The following is a 23,335-nucleotide window of genomic DNA, read 5'->3' as shown; positions in this document are numbered from 1 at the left end:
ATCACCGTCAAGCTGATCGCCCCGATCGCCATGGAAGAAGGCCTGCGTTTCGCCATCCGTGAAGGCGGTCGTACCGTCGGCGCCGGCGTCGTGGCAAAGATCCTCGACTGATAAGGTCGATCAGCGGATACGGCACCAACCGGCCGTATCCGTTGCCAGAGGGGTTKGCGCCAGCGCCGACCCCAAAGTTGTTTTAGGGGTATAGCTCAAYTGGCAGAGCGTCGGTCTCCAAAACCGAAGGTTGKRGGTTCGATTCCCTCTGCCCCTGCCAATTCAATCAGCCGCGTCGCGATAGAGTATCGTGACGCGGCTTAGTCTCGTTTGCGAAACATGGCCAATCCCAACGTTGAAACCGTGAACGCCTCCAGCGGCAAGTTGTTGCTGGGCGTGGCGGTGCTACTGGTGGTTGCCGGCGTCATCGGTTTCTATGCCCTGGCACAGCAGCCCTCCTATGTGCGCGGCGCCGCGCTGTTCGGCGGCATCGCACTGGGCGTGGTGGTCGCGCTGGTCTCGGCGCCGGGCAAGGACTTCATCGGATTCGCCAAGGAATCCTATCGCGAAGTCCGCAAGGTCGTTTGGCCCACCCGCAAGGAAGCTGGCCAGATGACGGGCTTGGTGTTCGTCTTCGTCGTGATCATGGCCGTGTTCTTGTGGTCTGCGGACAAGCTCATCGAGTGGGTCATCTTTTMGCTCGTGCTTGGCTGGAAATGAAGGATAGGACATGACGGATAACGCACAACAGGAAGTMCCCGCAGCGGAATCGCCTTCGTCGAAGAAGCGCTGGTACGTGGTGCACGCTTATTCCGGCATGGAAAAGAGCGTACAGCGCGCGCTGCAGGAGCGCATCGAGCGCGCCGAGATGCAGGACAAGTTCGGCCGCATCCTGGTGCCGTCGGAAGAAGTGATCGAGATCAAGGGCGGGCAGAAGTCCGTTACCGAGCGCCGTTTCTTCCCCGGCTACGTGCTSGTSGARATGGAAATGACCGACGAAACCTGGCACCTGGTGAAGAACACCAGCAAGGTCACCGGTTTCGTGGGCGGTGCGCGCAACCGCCCGAGCCCGATTTCCCAGAAGGAAGTCGACAAGATCATGACCCAGATGCAGGAAGGGGTCGAGAAGCCGCGTCCCAAGACGCTGTTCGAAGTGGGCGAAATGGTGCGCGTCAAGGACGGCCCGTTCACCGACTTCAACGGCAATGTCGAGGAAGTGAACTACGAGAAGTCGCGCCTGCGTGTCTCGGTCACGATCTTGGGACGCGCTACCCCGGTCGAACTCGAGTTCGGCCAGGTCGAGAAGGTCTAAGGATTTTCGGCCGTCGCCGGCCCGCAAGGCAGACGACGGGCGAAAGGGCGGGTCGAGAGGCCGCGCCCAAAGAGGAGCGTGAGGTCGTGCCAGCGGCACGGCGACAGCGCGTTACGACTCAACAGGATCCTTTTCAAAAGTGAAGGATCCGGATTGGAGTAAAGATGGCCAAGAAGATCATTGGCTTTATCAAGCTGCAAATTCCGGCTGGTAAGGCAAATCCCTCCACGCCCGTGGGCCCGGCACTGGGTCAGCGCGGTCTGAACATCATGGAGTTCTGCAAGGCGTTCAACGCGMAGACCCAAGGCATGGAACCCGGCCTGCCGGTGCCGGTGGTGATTACCGCCTTCGCCGACAAGAGCTTCACGTTCGTGATGAAGTCGCCCCCGGCGACCGTGCTGATCAAGAAGGCTGCCGGCCTGACCAAGGGTTCGGCCAAGCCGCACACCGACAAGGTCGGCAAGATCACCCGCGCCCAGGCTGAAGAAATCGCCAAGGCAAAGAACGCTGACCTGACCGCTGCCGATCTGGACGCTGCCGTGCGTACCATCGCTGGCTCGGCTCGTTCGATGGGCATCACCGTGGAGGGTCTGTAAATGGCTAAGCTTTCGAAGCGCGCAGCCGCCAACAAGGCGAAGATCGAGCGCACCAAGTTCTACCCGATCGACGAGGCCCTGGGCCTGGTGAAGGGATGCGCATCGGCCAAGTTCGACGAATCGATCGACGTGGCCGTCCAGCTCGGCATCGATGCGAAGAAGTCGGACCAGGTGGTTCGCGGTTCCGTGGTGCTGCCTGCCGGTACCGGCAAGTCGGTGCGCGTGGCTGTGTTCGCGCAAGGCGAAAAGGCTGAAGCTGCCAAGGCAGCCGGTGCCGATATCGTCGGCATGGAAGACCTGGCMGAGCAAGTCAAGGCCGGTAACCTGAACTTCGACGTGGTGATCGCCTCGCCGGACACGATGCGTATCGTYGGTACGCTGGGYCAGATCCTCGGCCCGCGCGGCCTGATGCCGAACCCGAAGGTTGGCACGGTGACTCCCGACGTGGCCCAGGCCGTGAAGAACGCCAAGGCTGGTCAGGTGCAATACCGCGTCGACAAGGCCGGTATCATCCACGCCACCATCGGCCGTCGTTCGTTCCAGGACGCCGACCTGAAGCGCAACCTGAGCGCACTGATCGAAGCGCTGGTGAAGTCGAAGCCGGCCACGAGCAAGGGCGTGTACCTGCGCAAGATCGCCGTTTCGTCCACCATGGGCGTTGGCGTGCGCGTGGAACAGGGCTCGCTGTCGGCCTGAGGCTGGCGGCAAGGCACCGGGCGGACCCGATAACGTCGCCCGGCGCAAAGAATTGAAGATCCCGGCCCCAGGCCGGGATCGTCTCCAAGCCGGCGCAGGGCCTGAACAGGCACTGTGCGGAGCAAGGAGCAAGGCTTTGGGCAGTGGTGCCCGCCGGCGCGCAAGCGCGGCAGGCATCGCTGGTTATCAAAGACCGCTGGTGGCGGGCGTGGCCGAAGTCTGGCCGGCTCGCCTTAATCGGACGGAACGTACGCGACAGGGCTCTGGCCCTGCAGCCACGTCCCCCGCCCCACCAGCGCAGATGGCGCACCCGAGGGATTGGAGAATCCGGGCAATGACCCGGGTGATTCGGGCCAATCGGACGCCGTTCGTTTGGACTGATGTGCGTGCCCCGGACGATCCGGGGGACAAGCATCGTTTTGGAGCTCAACCGTGCCACTCAATATTGAAGATAAGAAGGCCGTCGTTGCTGAGGTTTCGGCGCAAGTCGCTAAAGCTCAGACCATCGTCGTGGCCGAATATCGCGGCATTGCGGTTGGCGATCTGACCAAGCTGCGCGCCAAGGCCCGCGAGCAAGGCGTGTACCTGCGCGTTCTGAAGAACACGCTGGCCCGCCGCGCCGTGGAAGGCACGCCGTTTGCMGGCCTCGCAGAGCAAATGACCGGCCCGCTGATCTACGGTATTTCCGAAGATGCAGTGTCGTMGGCCAAGGTTCTGAACGACTTTGCCAAGACCAACGACAAGCTGGTTCTGCGTGCAGCGTCGTACGACGGCAACGTGCTCGATGCTGCTGCCGTCAAGGCACTGGCCTCGATCCCGAGCCGTGACGAACTGATTGCTCAGCTGCTTGGCGTGATGCAGGCACCGGTGTCGGGCTTCGCCCGTCTGCTGGCCGCCCTGTCCGCCAAGAAGAGCGAAGGCGCCCCTGCCGAAGGCGAAGGCGCTGCTGCCGCCGCCGAGAGCGAAGGCGCTGCTGCTTAAGGCGCAAGCCCCCGCAGCCTGGCTCATCAAGATCGCATTACCGATACCGAATCACATTTAGCAGGAGTATTCCAAATGGCAATCAGCAAAGACGACATCCTCGAAGCCGTAGGCGCGATGTCCGTAATGGAACTGAACGACCTGGTCAAGGCGTTCGAAGAAAAGTTTGGCGTGTCCGCCGCTTCGATGGCCGTGGCTGCTGCCCCGGGCGCTGGCGCTGCCGCTGTCGAAGAGCAAACCGAGTTCAACGTTATCCTGTCGGAAATCGGCGCGAACAAGGTTGGCGTGATTAAGGCTGTCCGCGAAATCACCGGCCTGGGCCTGAAGGAAGCCAAGGACCTGGTCGACGGCGCACCGAAGGCTGTCAAGGAAGGCGTGGACAAGGCTGCTGCAGCCGACGCCAAGAAGAAGCTGGAAGACGCCGGCGCAAAGGTCGAAGTCAAGTAAGCTGTGCTCGCGTGCCATTTTCCGGCACGCGAATGGGGCTGGCAAAGGGAGTTTCCCGGCGCCAGCCTTTTTGCGCTTCTGCGATGAGTGTTTTATCCGGCACCCAGAACCGCGAAGTACCGTAGGCAAGACGTCAGAAAATGGCGCAATCGATGCTTGAACGCATGGGCTCGTGCCTAAGCTTCAGCAGAGGCCAAACATCAGTGGCACACTAAGTGGTTGCTGATGTTTGTCTTCTGAACCGACTGCAGAAGACAAGTTTGGTCGGGTGTCCCCCGGGCCGGCATGGCGCATCGCGTCGTAGCTGCCGGCTCGCAGCGTGCGGACACCGTCAGCCAGAGGTTGGTAGCGGCCAACCGCCAAATCCCCTCCCAGTCGCTGAACACCTCAGGTGCTGCGCCAGGTCCAGCCAGCCCCTGCGATGATTCGGAGATCCCATGGCGTACAGCTTCACCGAAAAGAAGCGCATTCGCAAAAGTTTTGCGAAGCGCGCGACGGTTCACCAGGTTCCTTTCCTGCTTGCCACCCAGATTGAATCCTACACTCAGTTTCTGCAAGAGGATACGCCACCCTCGCGTCGCAAAACAGAGGGCCTGCAAGCGGCATTCAGCGCAATCTTCCCGATTGTGTCGCACAACGGGCTCGCCCGCATGGAGTTCGTCTCCTACCATCTTTMCAACCCGCCGTTCGACGTCAAGGAATGTCAACAGCGTGGCCTGACCTTCCACTCGGCCCTGCGCGCGAAGGTGCGCCTGATCATCAACGATCGCGAAAACCCGGGCAAGGTCAAGGAAGTAAAGGAACAGGAAGTCTACATGGGCGAAATTCCGCTCATGACGTCGACCGGTTCGTTCGTGATCAACGGTACCGAGCGCGTGATCGTCTCGCAGCTCCACCGTTCGCCGGGCGTGTTCTTCGAACACGACAAGGGCAAGACCCACAGCTCGGGCAAGCTGTTGTTCTCGGCTCGTATCATCCCCTACCGCGGTTCGYGGCTCGACTTCGAGTTCGACCCGAAGGACATCCTGTACTTCCGTGTCGACCGCCGCCGCAAGATGCCGGTGACGATCCTGCTGAAGTCGATTGGCCTGACGCCCGAACAGATCCTCGCGCATTTCTTCGTGTTCGACAACTTCACGCTGCAGTCGGAAGGCGCGCAGATGGAGTTCGTGCCCGAGCGCCTGCGCGGTGAAGTCGCGCGCTTCGACATCGCCGACAAGAACGGCCGCGTCGTGGTGGAGAAGGACAAGCGTATCAACGCCAAGCACATCCGCGACCTGGACTCGGCCGGCACCAAGCTGATCAGCGTGCCGGAAGACTACCTGCTGGGCCGCGTGCTGGCCAAGAACATCATCGACCCGGACACCGGCGAGGTGATTGCCAACGCCAACGACGAACTCACCGAGACCGTCCTGGAGAACCTGCGCGAAGCCGGCGTCAAGCAGATCCAGACGCTGTACACCAACGACCTGGACCAGGGTCCGTACATGTCGCAGACCCTGCGCGTGGACGACACCGCCGACCAGACCGCTGCGCGTATCGCCATCTACCGCATGATGCGTCCCGGCGAGCCGCCGACCGAAGACGCGGTGGAAGCCCTGTTCCAGCGCCTGTTCTACAGCGAAGAGTCGTACGATCTGTCGGGCGTTGGCCGCATGAAGGTCAACAGCCGYCTGKSSCGCCCGAGCGGCGARGGCAGCATGGTGCTGCAGGACGAGGACATCCTCGAGACCATCAAGATCCTGGTCAACCTGCGCAACGGCAAGGGCGAGGTCGATGACATCGACCACCTGGGCAATCGTCGCGTGCGTTGCGTCGGCGAACTCGCGGAAAACCAGTTCCGCGCCGGCCTCTCGCGCGTGGAGCGCGCCGTCAAGGAACGTCTGGGCCAGGCCGAGACCGAAAACCTGATGCCGCACGACCTGATCAACTCGAAGCCGATTTCCTCGGCGATCCGCGAGTTCTTCGGTTCGTCGCAGCTGTCGCAGTTCATGGACCAGACCAACCCGCTGTCCGAGATCACGCACAAGCGCCGTGTCTCCGCACTGGGCCCGGGCGGTCTGACGCGCGAACGCGCAGGCTTCGAAGTCCGCGACGTGCACCCGACCCACTATGGCCGCGTGTGCCCGATCGAAACACCGGAAGGCCCGAACATCGGCCTGATCAACTCGCTGGCACTGTACGCCCGCCTGAACGAATACGGCTTCCTGKAAACGCCGTACCGCAAGGTCGTCGACAGCAAGCTGACCGACCAGGTCGACTACCTGTCGGCCATCGAGGAAGGCAAGTACGTGGTGGCGCAGGCCAACGCGACGGTGGACGCCGACGGCACCCTCATCGACGAACTGGTGTCGTCGCGTGAAGGCAGCGAGCGTGAAACCCGCATGGTCACGCCGGACCGCGTGCAGTACATCGACGTGGCGCCGTCGCAGATCGTCTCGGCCGCGGCATCGCTGGTGCCGTTCCTCGAGCACGATGACGCGAACCGTGCACTGATGGGCGCGAACATGCAGCGTCAGGCCGTGCCTTGCCTGCGTCCGGACAAGCCGCTGGTGGGTACCGGCATCGAGCGTACCGTCGCGGTCGACTCGGGTACCGCCGTGCAGGCCACCCGTGGCGGCGTGGTGGACTACGTCGATGCGATGCGTATCGTGATCCGTGTGAACGACGACGAAGCCGTTGCAGGCGAAGTCGGCGTGGACATCTACAACCTGATCAAGTACACGCGCTCGAACCAGAACACCAACATCAACCAGCGTCCGATGGTCAAGGTCGGTGATTTCGTCGCCCGCGGCGACGTGATCGCCGACGGCGCCTCGACCGACCTGGGCGAGCTCGCGCTCGGCCAGAACATGCTGGTGGCGTTCATGCCGTGGAACGGCTACAACTTCGAAGATTCGATCCTGATCTCCGAACGCGTGGTCGCCGAAGACCGCTATACCTCGATCCACATCGAGGAACTGTCGGTCGTCGCCCGCGACACCAAGCTGGGACCGGAAGAAATCACGCGCGACATCTCCAACCTCGCCGAAGCGCAACTGGCGCGCCTGGACGAGTCCGGCATCACCTACATCGGTGCCGAAGTGGAAGCCGGCGACGTGCTGGTCGGCAAGGTCACGCCCAAGGGCGAGACCCAGCTGACCCCGGAAGAAAAGCTGCTGCGCGCGATCTTCGGCGAGAAGGCTTCGGACGTGAAGGACACCTCGCTGCGCGTGCCGTCGGGCATGAGCGGCATCGTGATCGACGTCCAGGTCTTCACCCGCGAAGGCGTGACGCGCGACAAGCGCGCCCAGTCGATCATCGACGACGAACTCAAGCGCTACCGCCTGGACCTGAACGACCAGCTGCGTATCGTGGAAGGCGACGCCTTCCAGCGTCTGGAACGCCTGCTGCTCGACAAGACCGTCAACGGCGGCCCGAAGAAGCTGGCCAAGGGCGCCAAGCTGACCCACGAGTACCTGGCCGACCTGGACAAGTACCACTGGTTCGACATCCGCCCGGCCGACGAGGAAGTCGCTGCCCAGCTGGAAGCCGTCAAGGAAGCCATCGAGCAGAAGCGCCACGAGTTCGACCTGGCCTTCGAAGAGAAGCGCAAGAAGCTCACGCAGGGCGACGAACTGCCGCCGGGCGTGATCAAGATGGTCAAGGTGTACCTGGCCGTCAAGCGCCGCCTGCAGCCTGGCGACAAGATGGCCGGCCGTCACGGCAACAAGGGTGTGGTGTCGAAGATCGTCCCGATCGAAGACATGCCCTACATGGCTGACGGCACGCCTGCCGACATCGTGCTGAACCCGCTCGGCGTGCCGTCGCGGATGAACGTGGGCCAGATCCTGGAAACCCACCTGGGCTGGGCCGCGCGCGGCCTGGGCCTGCGTATCGGCAGCATGCTCAAGGCACAGGCCAAGGCACAGGAGCTGCGCAAGCTGCTGGCCCAGGTCTACAACGAGAGCGGCAAGCCGGAAGACCTCGACAGCCTGAGCGACGCCGAAATTCTGGAACTGGCCACCAACCTGAAGAAGGGTGTGCCGTTCGCCACGCCGGTGTTCGACGGTGCGCACGAGGACGAAATCCGCCGCATGCTGGACCTGGCTTACCCGGAAGAGATCGCCAAGGACATGGGCCTGACCGCTTCCAAGCAACAGGTCACGCTGCACGACGGCCGTACCGGCGAAGCGTTCGAGCGTCCGGTGACGCTGGGCGTGATGCACATGCTGAAGCTGCACCACTTGGTCGACGACAAGATGCATGCGCGTTCGACCGGCCCGTACTCGCTGGTGACCCAGCAGCCGCTGGGTGGTAAGGCGCAGTTCGGTGGCCAGCGTTTCGGTGAGATGGAAGTGTGGGCGCTGGAAGCTTATGGCGCCTCCTACGTGCTGCAGGAAATGCTGACGGTCAAGTCCGATGACGTGAACGGCCGKACCAAGGTCTACGAGAACATCGTCAAGGGCGAGCACTCGATCGATGCCGGCATGCCGGAATCGTTCAACGTGCTGGTGAAGGAAATCCGCTCGCTGGGTATCGACATCGATCTCGATCGCTACTGATCGAGAGCGCGCGGGAGGCCGGTCGCGGCCAGCCTCCCGCCGATTGCCCGCTACGGATTTCCCACAGAATGAATGCCGCGGGCCCGACATGACGTCGGGCTGGCGGCGAAACAAGGAGTTGCAATGAAAGCATTGCTCGATCTCTTTAAGCAGGTTCAGCAGGAAGAGCAGTTCGACGCGATCAAGATMGGCCTGGCTTCGCCGGAGAAGATCCGTTCGTGGTCGTACGGTGAAGTGAAGAAGCCGGAAACGATCAACTACCGCACGTTCAAGCCCGAGCGCGATGGCTTGTTCTGCGCCAAGATCTTTGGMCCGATCAAGGACTACRAGTGCCTGTGCGGCAAGTACAAGCGCCTCAAGCACCGTGGCGTGATCTGCGAGAAGTGCGGCGTCGAAGTGACGCTGGCCAAGGTGCGCCGCGAGCGCATGGGCCACATCGAACTGGCTGCGCCGACCGCGCACATCTGGTTCCTGAAGTCGCTGCCGTCGCGTCTGGGCATGGTGCTCGACATGACGCTGCGCGACATCGAGCGCGTGCTGTACTTCGAGGCATTCGTGGTGCTCGAGCCCGGCATGACCCCGCTCAAGAAGAGCCAGATCATGTCCGAGGACGACTACATCGCCAAGTGCGAGGAGTACGGCGAGGGCGAGTTCGTGGCCATGATGGGCGCCGAAGGCATCCGTGAACTGCTGCGTGGCATTGACATCGAAAAGCAGATCGAAACGATCCGCGCCGAGCTGCAGGCCACCGGTTCCGAAGCCAAGATCAAGAAGTTCGCCAAGCGCCTGAAGGTGCTCGAGGCGTTCCAGCGCTCAGGCATCAAGCCCGAGTGGATGATCCTGGAAGTGCTGCCGGTGCTGCCGCCCGAGCTGCGTCCGCTGGTGCCGCTGGACGGCGGCCGCTTCGCGACCTCGGACCTGAACGACCTGTATCGCCGCGTCATCAACCGTAACAACCGCCTGAAGCGCCTGCTGGAACTGAAGGCGCCCGAGATCATCGTGCGCAACGAAAAGCGCATGCTGCAGGAAGCGGTCGACTCGCTGCTGGACAACGGCCGTCGCGGCAAGGCGATGACCGGCGCCAACAAGCGTCCGCTGAAGTCCCTGGCTGAAATGATCAAGGGCAAGGGCGGCCGTTTCCGTCAGAACCTGCTGGGCAAGCGCGTCGACTACTCGGGCCGTTCGGTCATCGTGGTGGGCCCGACGCTCAAGCTGCACCAGTGCGGCCTGCCCAAGCTGATGGCGCTCGAGCTGTTCAAGCCCTTCATTTTCCACAAGCTGGAAACGATGGGCATCGCCACCACCATCAAGGCGGCGAAGAAGGAAGTGGAAAGCCAGACCGCGGTGGTGTGGGACATCCTCGAAGAGGTGATCCGCGAGCATCCGGTCATGCTGAACCGCGCGCCGACGCTGCACCGCCTGGGTATCCAGGCGTTCGAGCCGGTGCTGATCGAAGGCAAGGCCATCCAGCTGCACCCGCTCGTCTGCGCGGCGTTCAACGCCGACTTCGACGGTGACCAGATGGCTGTGCACGTCCCGCTGTCGCTGGAAGCGCAGATGGAAGCCCGCACCCTGATGCTGGCCTCCAACAACGTGCTGTTCCCGGCCAACGGCGACCCCTCGATCGTGCCGTCGCAAGACGTGGTGCTGGGTCTGTACTACACGACCCGCGACAAGATCAATGGCAAGGGCGAAGGCCTGACGTTTGCCGACATCAGCGAAGTGATCCGCGCCTACGAGAACAAGGAAGTCGAGCTGGCTTCCCGCGTGAACGTGCGTATCACCGAGTATGAGCTGGTGGACAAGKACGCCGTGGGCGATGCCCGCTTCGCGCCCAAGATCACGCTGCAGGCCACCACGGTCGGCCGCGCGATCATGTCCGAGATCCTGCCGAAGGGCCTGCCTTTCTCGGTGCTGAACAAGCCGCTGAAGAAGAAGGAAATCTCGCGCCTGATCAACACCGCGTTCCGCAAGTGCGGCCTGCGCGAAACCGTGATCTTCGCCGACAAGCTGCTGCAGTCGGGCTTCCGCCTGGCAACGCGCGCCGGTATCTCGATCGCCATCGACGACATGCTGGTGCCGCCGCAGAAGGAAAAGATCATTTCCGACGCGGCAGCCAAGGTCAAGGAATACGACAAGCAGTACATGTCGGGCCTGGTGACCGACCAGGAGCGTTACAACAACGTCGTGGACATCTGGGGCGCCGCCGGCGACCAGGTGGGCAAGGCGATGATGGAACAGCTCCAGCACGAAGACGTGGTCGACCGCGACGGCAATACCGTCAAGCAGGACTCGTTCAACTCGATCTACATGATGGCCGACTCGGGTGCGCGTGGTTCCGCTGCGCAGATCCGTCAGCTGGCCGGCATGCGGGGCCTGATGGCCAAGCCGGATGGCTCGATCATCGAAACGCCGATTACGGCGAACTTCCGTGAAGGCCTGAACGTTCTGCAGTACTTCATCTCCACCCACGGCGCCMGTAAGGGTCTGGCCGACACGGCACTGAAGACCGCSAACTCGGGTTACCTGACCCGTCGTCTGGTCGACGTGACGCAGGATCTGGTGGTGGTGGAAGACGATTGCGGCACCACCAACGGCGTGGCCATGAAGGCCCTGGTCGAAGGCGGTGAAGTGATCGAAGCCCTGCGCGACCGTATCCTCGGCCGTGTGACGGTGAGCGACGTGGTGAACCCTGAAACCCAGGAAACCGCGATCGAAACCGGCACCCTGCTGGACGAAGACCTGGTMGACATGATCGACGCCCTGGGCGTGGACGAAGTGAAGGTGCGCACCCCGCTGTCGTGCGACACGCGCTACGGCCTGTGCGGCATGTGCTATGGCCGCGACCTCGGCCGCGGCGTGCTGGTGAACTCCGGCGAAGCGGTTGGCGTGATCGCCGCCCAGTCGATCGGCGAACCGGGCACGCAGCTGACCATGCGTACGTTCCACATCGGTGGCGCGGCATCGCGTGCGGCAGTGGCATCGAGCGTGGAAGCGAAGGCAACCGGTACCGTGCGTTTCACGGCGACCATGCGTTACGTCACCAACGCGAAGGGCGAGCTGATCGTCATTTCGCGTTCGGGCGAAGCGCTGATCACCGACGACCACGGCCGCGAGCGCGAGCGCCACAAGATCCMGTACGGCGCGACGCTGCTGGTGCAGGACGGCCAGGCCATCAAGGCTGGTACGCAGCTCGCAACGTGGGACGCACTGACGCGCCCGATCGTGTCGGAGTACACCGGCACGACCAAGTTCGAGAACGTCGAAGAAGGCGTGACCGTCGCCAAGCAGATGGACGAAGTCACCGGCCTGTCGACCCTCGTGGTGATCGACGCCAAGCGCCGCACGGCTGCCACCAAGGGCCTGCGCCCGCAGGTGAAGCTGCTCGACGCGAATGGCCAGGAAGTGAAGATCCCGGGCACGGACCACTCCGTGACCATCGGCTTCCAGGTCGGCGCGCTGATTACCGTGAAGGACGGCCAGCAGGTGCACGTGGGTGAAGTGCTTGCACGTATCCCGACCGAATCGCAGAAGACCCGCGACATTACCGGGGGTCTGCCGCGCGTGGCCGAACTGTTCGAAGCGCGTTCGCCGAAGGACGCCGCCGTGCTGGCGGAAGTCACCGGCACGACTTCGTTCGGCAAGGACACCAAGGGCAAGCAACGCCTGGTGATCACGGACCTGGACGGCAACGCCCACGAGTTCCTGATCGCCAAGGAAAAGCAGGTCCTGGTGCACGATGGTCAGGTGGTGAACAAGGGCGAAATGATCGTGGAAGGTCCGGCGGACCCGCACGACATCCTGCGCCTGAAGGGCATCGAGGAACTGGCGCAATACATCGTCGACGAAGTGCAGGACGTGTACCGTCTGCAGGGCGTGAAGATCAACGACAAGCACATCGAAGTGATCGTGCGCCAGATGCTGCGCCGCGTGCAGATCTCAGATGTGGGCGACACCAAGTTCATCCCGGGTGAACAGGTGGAGCGTTCGGAACTGCTCGACGAGAACGATCGCGTGATCGCCGAAGGCAAGCGTCCGGCCACGTACGAAAACCTGCTGCTCGGTATCACCAAGGCGTCGCTGTCCACCGACAGCTTCATCTCGGCGGCATCGTTCCAGGAAACCACCCGCGTGCTGACCGAAGCCGCGATCATGGGCAAGACCGACGACCTGCGTGGTCTGAAGGAAAACGTGATCGTCGGCCGTCTGATCCCGGCCGGTACCGGCCTGGCCTACCACCGCGCCCGCAAGGCGCGCGAGGCGGCCGAGCGCGAACGCGCCCAGGCGATCTCCGACGAAGAGCAGTCGCTCTTCATCGAGCCGCCGGTGGTGCCCGCGACGACGGAAGGCGAGGGCGACGCGGTCTGATTTCCATGACCACGTTCCATCCCGCCTGCTGAGTCACAGCGCAAGGCAGCAGATGTTGAAAAAGCCCGGCTTTCGAGCCGGGCTTTTTTTCGTCCGACGTTCCCGCATCGCGCATGGGGTCTTTCGGCAGCCTTTCATCATGCTTTCGCCCGCCTTTCAGCGGCCCGGCCGGGGTGTTGTCGCGCGTTTTCGGGAATCCCGCGGGATACGGCGGGATGCAGGCAAAAGCGGTTCAATTCGAAGCATTTGTCGGAAAGTCTGCCGAATTATTGCGAATTAAGAAATTAAAGACGCAACTCATTGACTTGACCCCTTCCGGCGATGCTCCTAGCATCCAGGCCAACCGCCTGTTTTGTTCGCAGCAAGAACCGGAGTTCGACAGGCGATACAAATCATCATCTTGTGGGGACAAGCAGTGAGCAAGATCGCAGGTTTCTTTACCGAAYTGATGCGCCGGTATTTGCCGGATCCTTTCGTTTTCGCCATCGCGCTGACGTTGTTGACCATGGCCATGGCGGTCCTGGTGGAAGGGCAGCCGGCCCCTGCGGTGATCCTGAGCTGGGGCAAGGGATTCTGGAACCTGCTGTCGTTCACGACGCAGATGGCGGTGATCCTGGCCATGGGCTATGTGCTCGCCACCGCGCCGCTGACCGACCGGCTGCTTGAGCGCATCGTCAGCGCTGTGCACACCCCGCGCGGCGCCGTGATCGTCGCCACCCTGGTCGGCGGCATCGGCAGCTACCTGAACTGGGGCTTCGGCCTGGTCATCGGCGGCATCATCGCCAAGAAGCTGGCCACCAAGGTGCGCGGCGTGCATTACCCGCTGATGATCGCCGCCGCATACAGCGGCTTCACCATGTACGGGCTGGGCCTGTCGGCCAGCATCCCGGTGCTGATCTCCACGCCGGGACACCCGCTCGAGAAATCGATGGGCGTGGTGCCGCTGTCCGAGACCATCTTCTCGCTGCCGATGCTGCTGACCAGCCTGGTGGTMATCGTGACCCTGCCGCTGCTCAATGCCTGGCTGCACCCGCGCAATCCCGCCGACGTGGTCGAGATCAAGCCCGAGGCCGCCGGCGGCAACGACGCTGCGCAAGGTTCCGCKCACAGCCTGGGCGTGGAGAACACGATCGCATCGAAGCTCAACAACAGCCGCATCCTGAGCCTGGCCATCGGCCTGTGCGGCGTGGGCTACGCCGCGCTGTACTTCCGCGCCGGCGGCTCGCTCGACCTGAACCTGATCAACTTCATGATCCTGTTCCTCGGGGTGCTGCTGCTGGGCACGCCGGTCAACTACGTGGCCAAGCTCAACGAAGGCATCAAGACGATTTCCGGCATCATCCTGCAATACCCGTTCTATGCCGGCATCATGGCCATCATGGCGGGCTCGGCGCTGGTGGACACGATCTCGCGCGTGTTTGTCGACATCGCCACGCCGCAGACACTGCCGTTCTGGGGCCTGATCAGCTCCTTCGTCATCAACTTCTTCGCGCCGTCCGGCGGCGGCCACTGGGTGATCCAGGGCCCGTTCATGATCGATGCGGCCAAGGCCATCGGCAGCTCGATCAGCCAGACCTCGATGTCGGTGATGCTCGGCAACGCKTGGAACGACCTSGTGCAGCCGTTCTGGATCCTGCCCGCGCTGGCGCTGTCCAAGCTCAGCCTGAAGGACGTGATGGGCTACACCGTGATCATGATGTTCTGGGTGGGCCTGGTGTATATCGGCGCCCTGCTGCTGTGGGGCACGCAGATCGGCTGAGTGCCTGCCGCGGCGTAGATCGTKATGCATTTCGCAACGAAGCAGACAAGACAGAGGAGACCATCATGCCGTTCCTGATCGAAACCTGGGACAAGCCCGCCCACCAGCACGTGCGCCAGGCCAACCGGGCATCCCACCTCGGATACCTCGAGGCCAACAAGGCGCTGCTGCTGGCGTGCGGCGCCAAGCTCAACGACGACGGCAGCGATGCCGGCGGCGGTTTCTACATCGTCGACCTGGAAACACGCGAAGCCACGCAGGCCTTCATCGACGCCGATCCCTTTGCCGCCGCCGGGCTGTTCGCCGAGGTGCGCATCACGCGCTGGCGCAAAGCCTATCTGGGCGGCGAGCGCTACATCTGAACCTGCGTCCGGGCGACGCCAGACCCGGCCCGCGCGCCGGCACGACGGCCTGCCCTGGCAGGCGCGCGCCGGTGCAATACCCGAGATCAACATGCGATGGAAGAACCGGCCGGACGGCTCCAACTGGGGCGATTTCGGCCCTGACGACCAGCTCGGTCGCCTGAACCTGATCAGCCCGGACAAGGTGCGCGACGCGGCGCGCGAGATCCGCACGGGCAACACCTTCAGCCTCTCGCTGCCGCTCGACATGCCCGGCGGCAATGCACTCAATGTGCGGCGCCATCCGCCGCAACTGCGCCCGACCTTCCGCGACGGCGTCGCCTACGTCAACTTCCCGCTGGCCAAGGTCGACGCCAGCGCCGTCGACGTGCTCAGCGACGACCAGGTCCTGCTGTCGCTGCAATATTCGACGCAGTGGGACGCGCTGGCGCATGTCGGCGCGTTGTTCGACGCCGATGGCGACGGCGTGGCCGAGCGCGTCTACTACAACGGCTTCCGCCCGAACCAGGACATCGTCGGCCCGGTCGACTATGCCGAAGCGGACGGCTTCGCCGCCCACGCATGCGGCCACGACCACAGCCATGCGCACGCGCTGGGCATCGAACGCTTTGCCGAGCACGGCGTCCAGGGCCGCGGCGTGCTGCTGGACCTGGCCGAATACCACGGGCGCGAGTTCGCCACCCTCGGCTACGACGCCCTCATGCGCGTGATCGAGGCCGACCACGTGGAGATCGGTGAGGGCGACATCCTGGTGCTGCGCACCGGTTTTGCCGAGATGGTGCTCGAAATGAACGGCACCCCCGACGCCGAGCGCCTGCACCATAGCTGCGTCGCGCTCGACGGGCGCGACGAGCGCCTGCTGCAGTGGATCACCGACAGCGGCATCGCCGCGCTGGCGGCCGACAACTATGCCGTGGAGCGCTTTCCCGCGCGCCCGGCCAGCGGCACCGCGCCGGCACTTCCCCTGCACCACCATTGCCTGTTCAAGCTCGGCCTGCCGCTGGGCGAGCTGTGGTACCTGCRCGAGCTGGCGGCATGGCTGCGCGCCAACGGCCGCACGCGCTTCTTCCTCAGCGCGCCGCCGCTGYGGTTGCCGGGCGCGCTCGGCTCGCCGCTGACGCCGGTCGCCACGGTGTGACCCTGCATTCGTCGAACGAAATACCACTTCCCGCAAAGCTCAGGAGATATTCATGTTGTTCATGGCCGAAATGACCGTCCGCATCCCGCATTCGCTCGATCCGCAATTCGTCGAGCAGCTCAAGCAGGACGAGAAGGCGCTGTCGCAGAAGCTGCAGCGCGAGGGCAAGTGGCGCCACCTGTGGCGCGTGGCCGGCCAGTATGCCAATGTCAGCATCTTCGACGTCAGGGACAACGACGAGCTGCACACGCTGCTGACTTCGCTGCCGCTCTACCCATACATGGACATTTCGGTAACGGCGCTGGCGCAGCACGGTTCGGCCATCGCGCAGAACTGAGCGGCGCCGCCACCCGTCCGCCGGACGATTCGMCGACCGATTCGCCGACCGACCGTTCCAACCCATCGATCCACCGGAGTTCCGCACCATGCCCCACGCAGATCTTTCCGACGTMCGCCTGCACTATCGCCTCGACGGCGATGCCAGCCTGCCGGTGCTCGTCCTGTCCAACTCGCTCGGCACCAGTCTCGACATGTGGCAGCCACAGGTGGCGGCGTTCTCGCAGCGCTACCGCCTGTTGCGCTATGACACGCGCGGCCATGGCGCGTCCTCGGTCACGCCCGGGCCTTACACCATCGCGCAACTGGKCCAGGATGTGACCGGCCTGCTGGACCACCTGCAGATCGAGCGCGCGCATTTCTGCGGCCTGTCGATGGGCGGCATCACCGGCATGTGGCTGGGCGTGCACCAGCCGCAGCGCATCGACCGCCTGGTGCTGTGCAATACGGCGGCCTACATCGGCCCGCCGGAGAACTGGACCAACCGCGCGGCGGCGGTCGAGCGCGACGGCGTGGCGTCGATCGCCGCGGCGGTCGTCGATAAATGGCTCACCCCAGGGTTTGCCGCGCAGCAGCCCGCGCTGGTGGCGTCGCTGCAGGCCATGCTGGGCGCGACCGACGCGGCCGGCTACGCCGCCAACTGCCGCGCGGTGCGCGATTCGGACCTGCGCGAGGCCATCCAGGCCATCGCGCGCCCGACGCTGGTGATCGCCGGTGCCAACGACCTGCCCACGCCGCCGCGCGATGGCGCCTTCCTGGCGCAGGCCATCCCCGGTGCGCGCTATGTCGAGCTGGAGCCGGCGGCGCACCTGTCCAACCTGGAGCAGGCCGAGCCGTTCACCAGGGCCGTGCTGGATTTCCTGCAGGGCTGATGCGGCGGGAGGCGGGCCGGCAGGCTTGCCGCTGCCCCCGCCGTCTCCCCGCGGCCATCCGCGCGAATGCKCAACGGTCGGAAACGTTTGTACCGTGCCCTTAGTGGTATGGTTACGCCTTTCCCGGCTAGCCGGGGCTTTTSTGGCTTCACCGCTTTCGTTTCCCTATGTCGCGCGCGCTGGCGATTCTCAAGGATGTATTCGGGTACCACGCCTTCCGCGGCCGGCAGGCCGAGATCATCGACCATGTGGCCGAGGGCGGCGACTGCCTGGTACTGATGCCGACCGGCGGCGGCAAGTCGCTGTGCTACCAGATTCCCGCACTGCTGCGGCAGCGCGCGGGGCAGGGCACCGGCATCGTGGTGTCGCCGCTGATCGCGCTGATGCAGGACCAGGTCGCCGCGTTGTCCGAGGCGGGCGTGCGCGCTGCCGTGCTGAACTCGACACTCAGCGGGGCCGAGGCCGCCGCGGTGGAGCGCGACCTGCTCGCCGGCCGCCTCGAGATCCTCTATGTGGCGCCCGAGCGGCTGATGACGCCGCGCTTCCAGGACCTGCTCGAGCGTACCCGTATCGGCGTATTCGCCATCGACGAGGCGCACTGCGTGTCGCAGTGGGGGCATGATTTCCGCCCGGAATATATCCAGTTGTCGGTGCTGCACGAGCGCTTTCCGTACGTGCCGCGCATCGCGCTCACCGCCACCGCGGACTCGGTCACGCGCGAGGAAATCGTCGAGMGCCTGGCGCTGCATGACGCGCGCGTCTTCGTCTCCAGCTTCGACCGCCCCAATATCCGCTACCGCATCGTCGAGAAGGACAACGCGCGCCAGCAGCTGCTGTCCTTTATCAAGGCCGAGCATCTGGCGGCGGACGGCACCCACGACAGCGGCATCGTCTACTGCCTGTCGCGCAAGAAGGTCGAGGACACGGCCAGCTGGCTGAGCAGTCACGGTCTCAACGCGCTGGCATACCACGCCGGCATGGACGCTGGCGTGCGCCAGCATCACCAGGCCCGTTTCCGCGAGGAAGAGGGCGTGATCATGGTCGCSACCATCGCCTTCGGCATGGGCATCGACAAGCCCGACGTGCGCTTCGTCGCCCACCTGGACCTGCCCAAGAGCATGGAAGGCTACTACCAGGAAACCGGGCGCGCCGGCCGCGACGGGCTGCCCGCCAGCGCGTGGATGGCCTATGGCCTGGGCGACGTGGTCCAGCAAAAGCGCATGATCGACGAGTCGGAGGCCGACGAGGCCCACAAGCGCGTCTCCTCGGCCAAGCTCGATGCCCTGCTGGGACTATGCGAAACCGCGGGCTGCCGGCGCGTGCGCATCCTGGCGTACTTCGACGAGGCCAGCGAGCCATGCGGCAACTGCGACACCTGCCTGGAGCCGCCCGCAACCTGGGACGGCACGCGCGAGGCGCAGATGGCGCTGTCCTGCGTCTATCGCACGGCGCAGGCCAGCCGCGTGCATTTCGGCGCGACCCACCTGGTCGACGTGCTGCGCGGCAACGCATCCGAGAAAGTGCGCCAGTGGGGGCATGACAAGGTGTCGACGTTCGGCATCGGCGCCGAKCGCACGGTCTCGGAATGGCACGCGGTCTTCCGCCAGCTGATCGCCCACGGCCTGCTGGTGATCGACCACGGCGGGCATGGCGCGCTGCTGCTGGGCGAGTCTGCCCGCGCCGTGCTCAAGGGCGAGATGCAGATCACGCTGCGCCGGCAGGCCAGCAAGCCTGGCCGCAGCGGCGAGCGCGCCGCGCGCGGCGGCGGCACGCGCACCGACCACACCGCGGACATGGATGCCGATGCGCTCGCCAACTGGGAGGCGCTGCGCAAGTGGCGCACCGAGACCGCGCGCGAACATGGCGTGCCGGCCTATGTGATCTTCCACGACGCCACGCTGGCCGAACTGGCGCGCAGCGCGCCGGACTCGCTGGTCGCGCTGGCCGAGGTGCCCGGCATCGGCGCGGCCAAGCTCGAGCGCTATGGCGACGCCCTCCTGGAGGCGCTGGGCTCGGTCTAGCAGGGCAGGCGGCGCCAAGGTATACGTATACGAAAGCGGCTTGACCGTTTACGGATCCCCTGCTAGCATGTCAGATTCGAGTTTTTGGCTTTGGATTTCGCTMGCCTGTCGGATTTGTGGCCTTCGGTTCGCAATCGGCAAGCCTGCCGGGGGATCAACGATGTTCCCGGCGGTGTGGTCGCAGTGGGATCCCTGGCGAGCTCGCGCTCTTTGGCCGTCTGTACTTCCACAGGTCCCGTCTCAAGAGCGCCCGCTCACTTTTCCCGCCCAAAACCCGTCGTTGCCCTTCCGGCCCATTGCTTGTGGCGGAGGGGTGTTTTTCCGTAAAACCAAGCTGGATTGAACAATGCCAACTATCAACCAACTGGTTCGCAAGCCGCGCGTCTCTGAAGTCGTCAAGAGCAAGAGCCCGGCGCTTGAGAACTRCCCCCAGCGTCGCGGCGTGTGCACCCGTGTGTACACCACGACGCCGAAGAAGCCGAACTCGGCACTGCGTAAGGTCGCCAAGGTGCGCCTGACCAACGGTTTCGAGGTTATCTCGTACATCGGCGGTGAAGGCCACAACCTGCAAGAACACTCGGTCGTGCTGATCCGCGGCGGCCGTGTGAAGGACTTGCCGGGTGTGCGTTACCACATCGTCCGTGGCTCGCTCGACCTGCAAGGCGTGAAGGATCGCCGCCAGGCTCGTTCGAAGTACGGCGCGAAGCGTCCGAAGGCTGCCTGAGGCTAACGCCAGGCAAGCAGGGCGAACAGCCCGAAGCAACAACCGATGGCCTGTGGCGATTGCGTCATGGTGCTGTCACCAGGCGGCGGTACAACGGAGCGTTTTTCGCGCCGTGCCGTGGAGTAAGTGGTCACCCGGCGAATTTGCCTGAATGGAAAGGCAAGCTAGTTGGTGGCCGGAGAGCGGGAAATTTGTGCCGCGCTCTCAACTGAATCTAAAGGAAAAAAGATGCCACGTCGTCGTGAAGTCCCCAAGCGGGAAATTCTGCCTGATCCGAAGTTCGGTAACGTTGAAGTTGCCAAGTTCATGAACGTGCTGATGCTGGACGGCAAGAAGTCGGTTGCCGAACGTATCGTCTACGGCGCGTTCGACCAGATCGAGAAGAAGGCAGGCAAGGCCCCCGTCGAAGTGTTTTCCGTTGCCATCAACAACGTGAAGCCGGTGGTCGAAGTGAAGAGCCGTCGCGTGGGCGGCGCCAACTATCAGGTTCCGGTCGAAGTCCGTCCGTCGCGTCGTTTGGCATTGGCGATGCGTTGGCTGCGCGAGGCCGCGAAAAAACGCAGCGAGAAGTCGATGGCGCTGCGCCTGGCAGGTGAGCTGCTGGAAGCATCGGAAGGCCGCGGCGGCGCAATGAAGAAGCGCGACGAAGTGCACCGCATGGCCGAAGCCAACAAGGCGTTCTCGCACTTCCGCTTCTAAAGCGCGCGGGTTACGTCGTTGGTTGCCGGGCGGGCTGTGTCATGACACGCTCGCCCGTTTGTGTTACGGGTGCTGGCAATGAGATGTCGGCGCCTCACGGACGAATAGAGGATTAAAGTGGCTCGTAAGACTCCCATTGAGCGCTACCGCAACATCGGTATCTCGGCTCACATTGACGCGGGTAAAACCACCACGACCGAACGTATCCTGTTCTACACCGGTGTGAACMACAAGATCGGTGAAGTGCATGATGGCGCAGCCACCATGGACTGGATGGAGCAGGAGCAGGAGCGTGGCATCACCATCACCTCCGCTGCCACCACCGCCTTCTGGAAGGGCATGGCGGGCAACTACCCCGAACACCGCTTCAACATCATCGACACCCCGGGCCACGTGGACTTCACCATCGAGGTGGAGCGCTCCATGCGCGTGCTGGACGGCGCGTGCATGGTGTACTGCGCAGTGGGTGGCGTGCAGCCGCAGTCGGAAACCGTCTGGCGTCAGGCCAACAAGTACGGCGTKCCGCGTCTGGCATTCGTCAACAAGATGGACCGTACCGGCGCGAACTTCTTCAAGGTCTACGACCAGCTGAAGACCCGCCTGAAGGCCAACCCGGTGCCCGTCGTKGTGCCGATCGGCGCTGAAGACGGCTTCCAGGGCGTCGTCGATCTGCTGGAAATGAAGGCGATCGTTTGGGACGAAGCCAGCCAAGGCGTGAAGTTCGAATACCAGGACATCCCGGCTGAGCTGCAAGCCACCGCTGAAGAATGGCGCGAGAAGATGGTCGAGTCCGCCGCCGAAGCCAGCGAAGAGCTGATGGAAAAGTACCTGGGCGGCGAAGAGCTGACCCGCGCCGAGATCGTCAAGGCGTTGCGTGACCGTACCATCGCCTGCGAAATCCAGCCGATGCTGTGCGGCACCGCGTTCAAGAACAAGGGCGTGCAGCGTATGCTCGACGCCGTGATCGACTTCCTGCCGTCGCCGGTCGATATCCCGCCGGTCAAGGGCGTGGACGAAAGCAACGACGAGAAGAAGCTCGAGCGCAAGGCTGACGACAGCGAGAAGTTCTCGGCGCTGGCGTTCAAGATCATGACCGACCCGTTCGTCGGCCAACTGATCTTCTTCCGCGTGTATTCGGGCAAGATCAATTCGGGCGACACCGTGTACAACCCGGTGAAGCAGAAGAAGGAGCGTCTGGGCCGTATTCTGCAGATGCACGCCAACCAGCGCGAAGAAATCAAGGAAGTGCTGGCCGGCGACATCGCTGCTGCGGTGGGCCTGAAGGATGCCACCACGGGCGATACGCTGTGCGATCCGGCTGCCCCGATCGTGCTCGAGCGCATGGTGTTCCCGGAGCCGGTGATCTCGCAGGCTGTCGAGCCGAAGACCAAGGCTGACCAGGAAAAGATGGGCATCGCCCTGAACCGCCTGGCCGCTGAAGATCCGTCGTTCCGCGTGCGTACCGATGAAGAATCGGGTCAGACCATCATTTCGGGCATGGGCGAGCTCCACCTCGAAATTCTGGTCGACCGCATGAAGCGCGAATTCGGTGTGGAAGCCAACATCGGCGCGCCGCAGGTGGCCTACCGCGAAACCATTCGCAAGAAGGCCGAAGACGTCGAAGGCAAGTTCGTCAAGCAGTCGGGCGGCCGCGGCCAGTACGGTCACGCTGTGATCACGCTGGAACCGCAAGAGCCGGGCAAKGGCTTCGAGTTCATCGACGCCATCAAGGGCGGTGTGATTCCTCGCGAATACATCCCGGCGGTCGAGAAGGGTATCGTCGACACGCTGCCGGCCGGTATCCTGGCTGGCTTCCCTGTGGTGGACGTGAAGGTCACGCTGACCTTCGGTTCGTACCACGACGTGGACTCGAACGAAAACGCGTTCCGCATGGCCGGCTCGATGGCTTTCAAGGACGCCATGCGCAAGGCCAGCCCGGTTCTGCTCGAGCCGATGATGGCCGTGGAAGTGGAAACGCCGGAAGACTACACGGGTACCGTGATGGGCGACTTGTCGTCCCGCCGCGGCATCGTGCAGGGCATGGACGACATGGTGGGCGGCAGCAAGATCATCAAGGCCGAAGTCCCGCTGTCGGAAATGTTCGGTTATTCGACGTCGCTGCGCTCGGCCACGCAAGGCCGCGCCACGTACACCATGGAATTCAAGCACTACGCTGAGGCACCKAAGAACATCGCCGAAGCCGTGATGGCGGCCAAGGGCAAGTAAGTAAAGCTTAACCGCCGCGCGCGACCCGCGCGGCGGTGCAATGAACTGTATAAAAGACTGCATTCCATTAGGAGCTKAAAAATGGCAAAGGAAAAGTTCGAGCGGACCAAGCCGCACGTGAACGTTGGTACGATCGGTCACGTTGACCATGGCAAGACCACGCTGACGGCAGCGATCGCCACGGTGCTGGCAGCAAAGTTTGGCGGCTCGGCCAAGAAGTACGACGAACAAAGTTTGGCGGCTCGGCCAAGAAGTACGACGAA

General features: G+C 63.7%; 20 protein-coding genes and 1 tRNA gene. All 21 read left to right on the top strand.

Annotated features, from left to right (window positions below):
- The coding region (locus tag AC1DKV_RS35905) for an EF-Tu C-terminal domain-related protein (RefSeq protein ID WP_477136724.1) at positions 1–111 on the top strand (111 nt) is incomplete at its 5' end.
- Between the two features lie 84 nt (positions 112–195).
- A tRNA-Trp gene (locus AC1DKV_RS35900) sits at positions 196–271 on the top strand.
- Positions 272–330: 59 nt separating this feature from the next.
- On the top strand, positions 331–711 hold the full coding sequence (gene secE / locus AC1DKV_RS35895) for a preprotein translocase subunit SecE (RefSeq protein ID WP_477139217.1): 381 nt from the start codon (positions 331–333) through the stop codon (positions 709–711).
- Positions 712–721: 10 nt separating this feature from the next.
- A complete protein-coding gene (gene nusG / locus AC1DKV_RS35890) occupies positions 722–1,303 on the top strand; it encodes a transcription termination/antitermination protein NusG (protein ID WP_477139216.1) in 582 nt (193 codons plus the stop codon).
- A gap of 164 nt (positions 1,304–1,467) precedes the next feature.
- Positions 1,468–1,899: a 50S ribosomal protein L11 gene (gene rplK / locus AC1DKV_RS35885; RefSeq protein WP_477139215.1), complete on the top strand. Its 432-nt coding sequence runs from the start codon at positions 1,468–1,470 to the stop codon at positions 1,897–1,899.
- Positions 1,900–2,595 carry a 50S ribosomal protein L1 gene (gene rplA / locus AC1DKV_RS35880; RefSeq protein WP_441623855.1) on the top strand — a complete coding sequence of 232 codons (696 nt, stop codon included), beginning with the start codon at positions 1,900–1,902 and terminating at the stop codon, positions 2,593–2,595. It abuts the gene before it with no gap.
- Positions 2,596–3,027: 432 nt separating this feature from the next.
- Positions 3,028–3,576, top strand: a complete 549-nt coding sequence (gene rplJ, locus AC1DKV_RS35875; protein ID WP_477139214.1) for a 50S ribosomal protein L10 — start codon at positions 3,028–3,030, stop codon at positions 3,574–3,576.
- Between the two features lie 75 nt (positions 3,577–3,651).
- A complete protein-coding gene (gene rplL / locus AC1DKV_RS35870; protein ID WP_441623853.1) occupies positions 3,652–4,023 on the top strand; it encodes a 50S ribosomal protein L7/L12 in 372 nt (123 codons plus the stop codon).
- 437 nt (positions 4,024–4,460) lie between these two features.
- Complete coding sequence (gene rpoB / locus AC1DKV_RS35865) at positions 4,461–8,567, top strand: DNA-directed RNA polymerase subunit beta (protein ID WP_477139213.1); 4,107 nt, start codon at positions 4,461–4,463, stop codon at positions 8,565–8,567.
- A 123-nt stretch (positions 8,568–8,690) separates the two neighbouring features.
- The gene (gene rpoC, locus AC1DKV_RS35860; RefSeq protein ID WP_477139212.1) at positions 8,691–12,935 is read left to right on the top strand and encodes a DNA-directed RNA polymerase subunit beta'; all 4,245 of its coding nucleotides are present in this window, start codon (positions 8,691–8,693) and stop codon (positions 12,933–12,935) included.
- A 215-nt stretch (positions 12,936–13,150) separates the two neighbouring features.
- Entirely contained in the window at positions 13,151–13,354 is a 204-nt protein-coding gene (locus tag AC1DKV_RS35855) for a hypothetical protein (RefSeq protein WP_441623847.1), read from the top strand.
- Complete coding sequence (locus AC1DKV_RS35850) at positions 13,351–14,694, top strand: short-chain fatty acid transporter (protein WP_477139211.1); 1,344 nt, start codon at positions 13,351–13,353, stop codon at positions 14,692–14,694. The genes AC1DKV_RS35855 and AC1DKV_RS35850 overlap by 4 nt, the downstream gene beginning before the upstream one ends.
- A 65-nt stretch (positions 14,695–14,759) precedes the next feature.
- A complete protein-coding gene (locus AC1DKV_RS35845) occupies positions 14,760–15,056 on the top strand; it encodes a YciI family protein (RefSeq protein ID WP_441623844.1) in 297 nt (98 codons plus the stop codon).
- Between the two features lie 91 nt (positions 15,057–15,147).
- The gene (locus AC1DKV_RS35840; protein WP_477139210.1) at positions 15,148–16,194 is read left to right on the top strand and encodes a cyclase family protein; all 1,047 of its coding nucleotides are present in this window, start codon (positions 15,148–15,150) and stop codon (positions 16,192–16,194) included.
- Between the two features lie 52 nt (positions 16,195–16,246).
- Positions 16,247–16,531: a muconolactone Delta-isomerase gene (catC, locus tag AC1DKV_RS35835; RefSeq protein WP_441623840.1), complete on the top strand. Its 285-nt coding sequence runs from the start codon at positions 16,247–16,249 to the stop codon at positions 16,529–16,531.
- 88 nt (positions 16,532–16,619) lie between these two features.
- The gene (gene pcaD / locus AC1DKV_RS35830; protein ID WP_477139209.1) at positions 16,620–17,402 is read left to right on the top strand and encodes a 3-oxoadipate enol-lactonase; all 783 of its coding nucleotides are present in this window, start codon (positions 16,620–16,622) and stop codon (positions 17,400–17,402) included.
- A 167-nt stretch (positions 17,403–17,569) separates the two neighbouring features.
- Positions 17,570–19,423, top strand: a complete 1,854-nt coding sequence (gene recQ / locus AC1DKV_RS35825) for a DNA helicase RecQ (RefSeq protein WP_477139208.1) — start codon at positions 17,570–17,572, stop codon at positions 19,421–19,423.
- Between the two features lie 346 nt (positions 19,424–19,769).
- Positions 19,770–20,147 (top strand): 30S ribosomal protein S12, encoded by a 378-nt coding sequence (gene rpsL / locus AC1DKV_RS35820; RefSeq protein ID WP_477139207.1) that lies wholly within the window; start codon positions 19,770–19,772, stop codon positions 20,145–20,147.
- A gap of 228 nt (positions 20,148–20,375) precedes the next feature.
- A complete protein-coding gene (gene rpsG / locus AC1DKV_RS35815; protein ID WP_017224519.1) occupies positions 20,376–20,846 on the top strand; it encodes a 30S ribosomal protein S7 in 471 nt (156 codons plus the stop codon).
- Positions 20,847–20,963: 117 nt separating this feature from the next.
- Entirely contained in the window at positions 20,964–23,072 is a 2,109-nt protein-coding gene (gene fusA, locus AC1DKV_RS35810) for an elongation factor G (RefSeq protein WP_477139206.1), read from the top strand.
- A gap of 81 nt (positions 23,073–23,153) precedes the next feature.
- Positions 23,154–23,335, top strand: a 182-nt coding sequence (locus tag AC1DKV_RS35805; protein WP_477139205.1) for a GTP-binding protein, incomplete at its 3' end; no start/stop codon positions are given.

The sequence above is a fragment of the Cupriavidus sp. 05T41 genome, assembly GCF_056396525.1.
This window is presented reverse-complemented; position numbering and strand designations above follow the sequence as displayed.

Bases quoted from the DNA above. Each gene is read 5' to 3' on its own strand.
- AC1DKV_RS35855 (WP_441623847.1), top strand. From the start codon at position 13,151: ATGCAGGCAAAAGCGGTTCAATTCGAAGCATTTGTCGGAAAGTCTGCC.
- rplL (WP_441623853.1), top strand. From the start codon at position 3,652: ATGGCAATCAGCAAAGACGACATCCTCGAAGCCGTAGGCGCGATGTCC.
- rpsG (WP_017224519.1), top strand. From the start codon at position 20,376: ATGCCACGTCGTCGTGAAGTCCCCAAGCGGGAAATTCTGCCTGATCCG.
- catC (WP_441623840.1), top strand. From the start codon at position 16,247: ATGTTGTTCATGGCCGAAATGACCGTCCGCATCCCGCATTCGCTCGAT.
- AC1DKV_RS35845 (WP_441623844.1), top strand. From the start codon at position 14,760: ATGCCGTTCCTGATCGAAACCTGGGACAAGCCCGCCCACCAGCACGTG.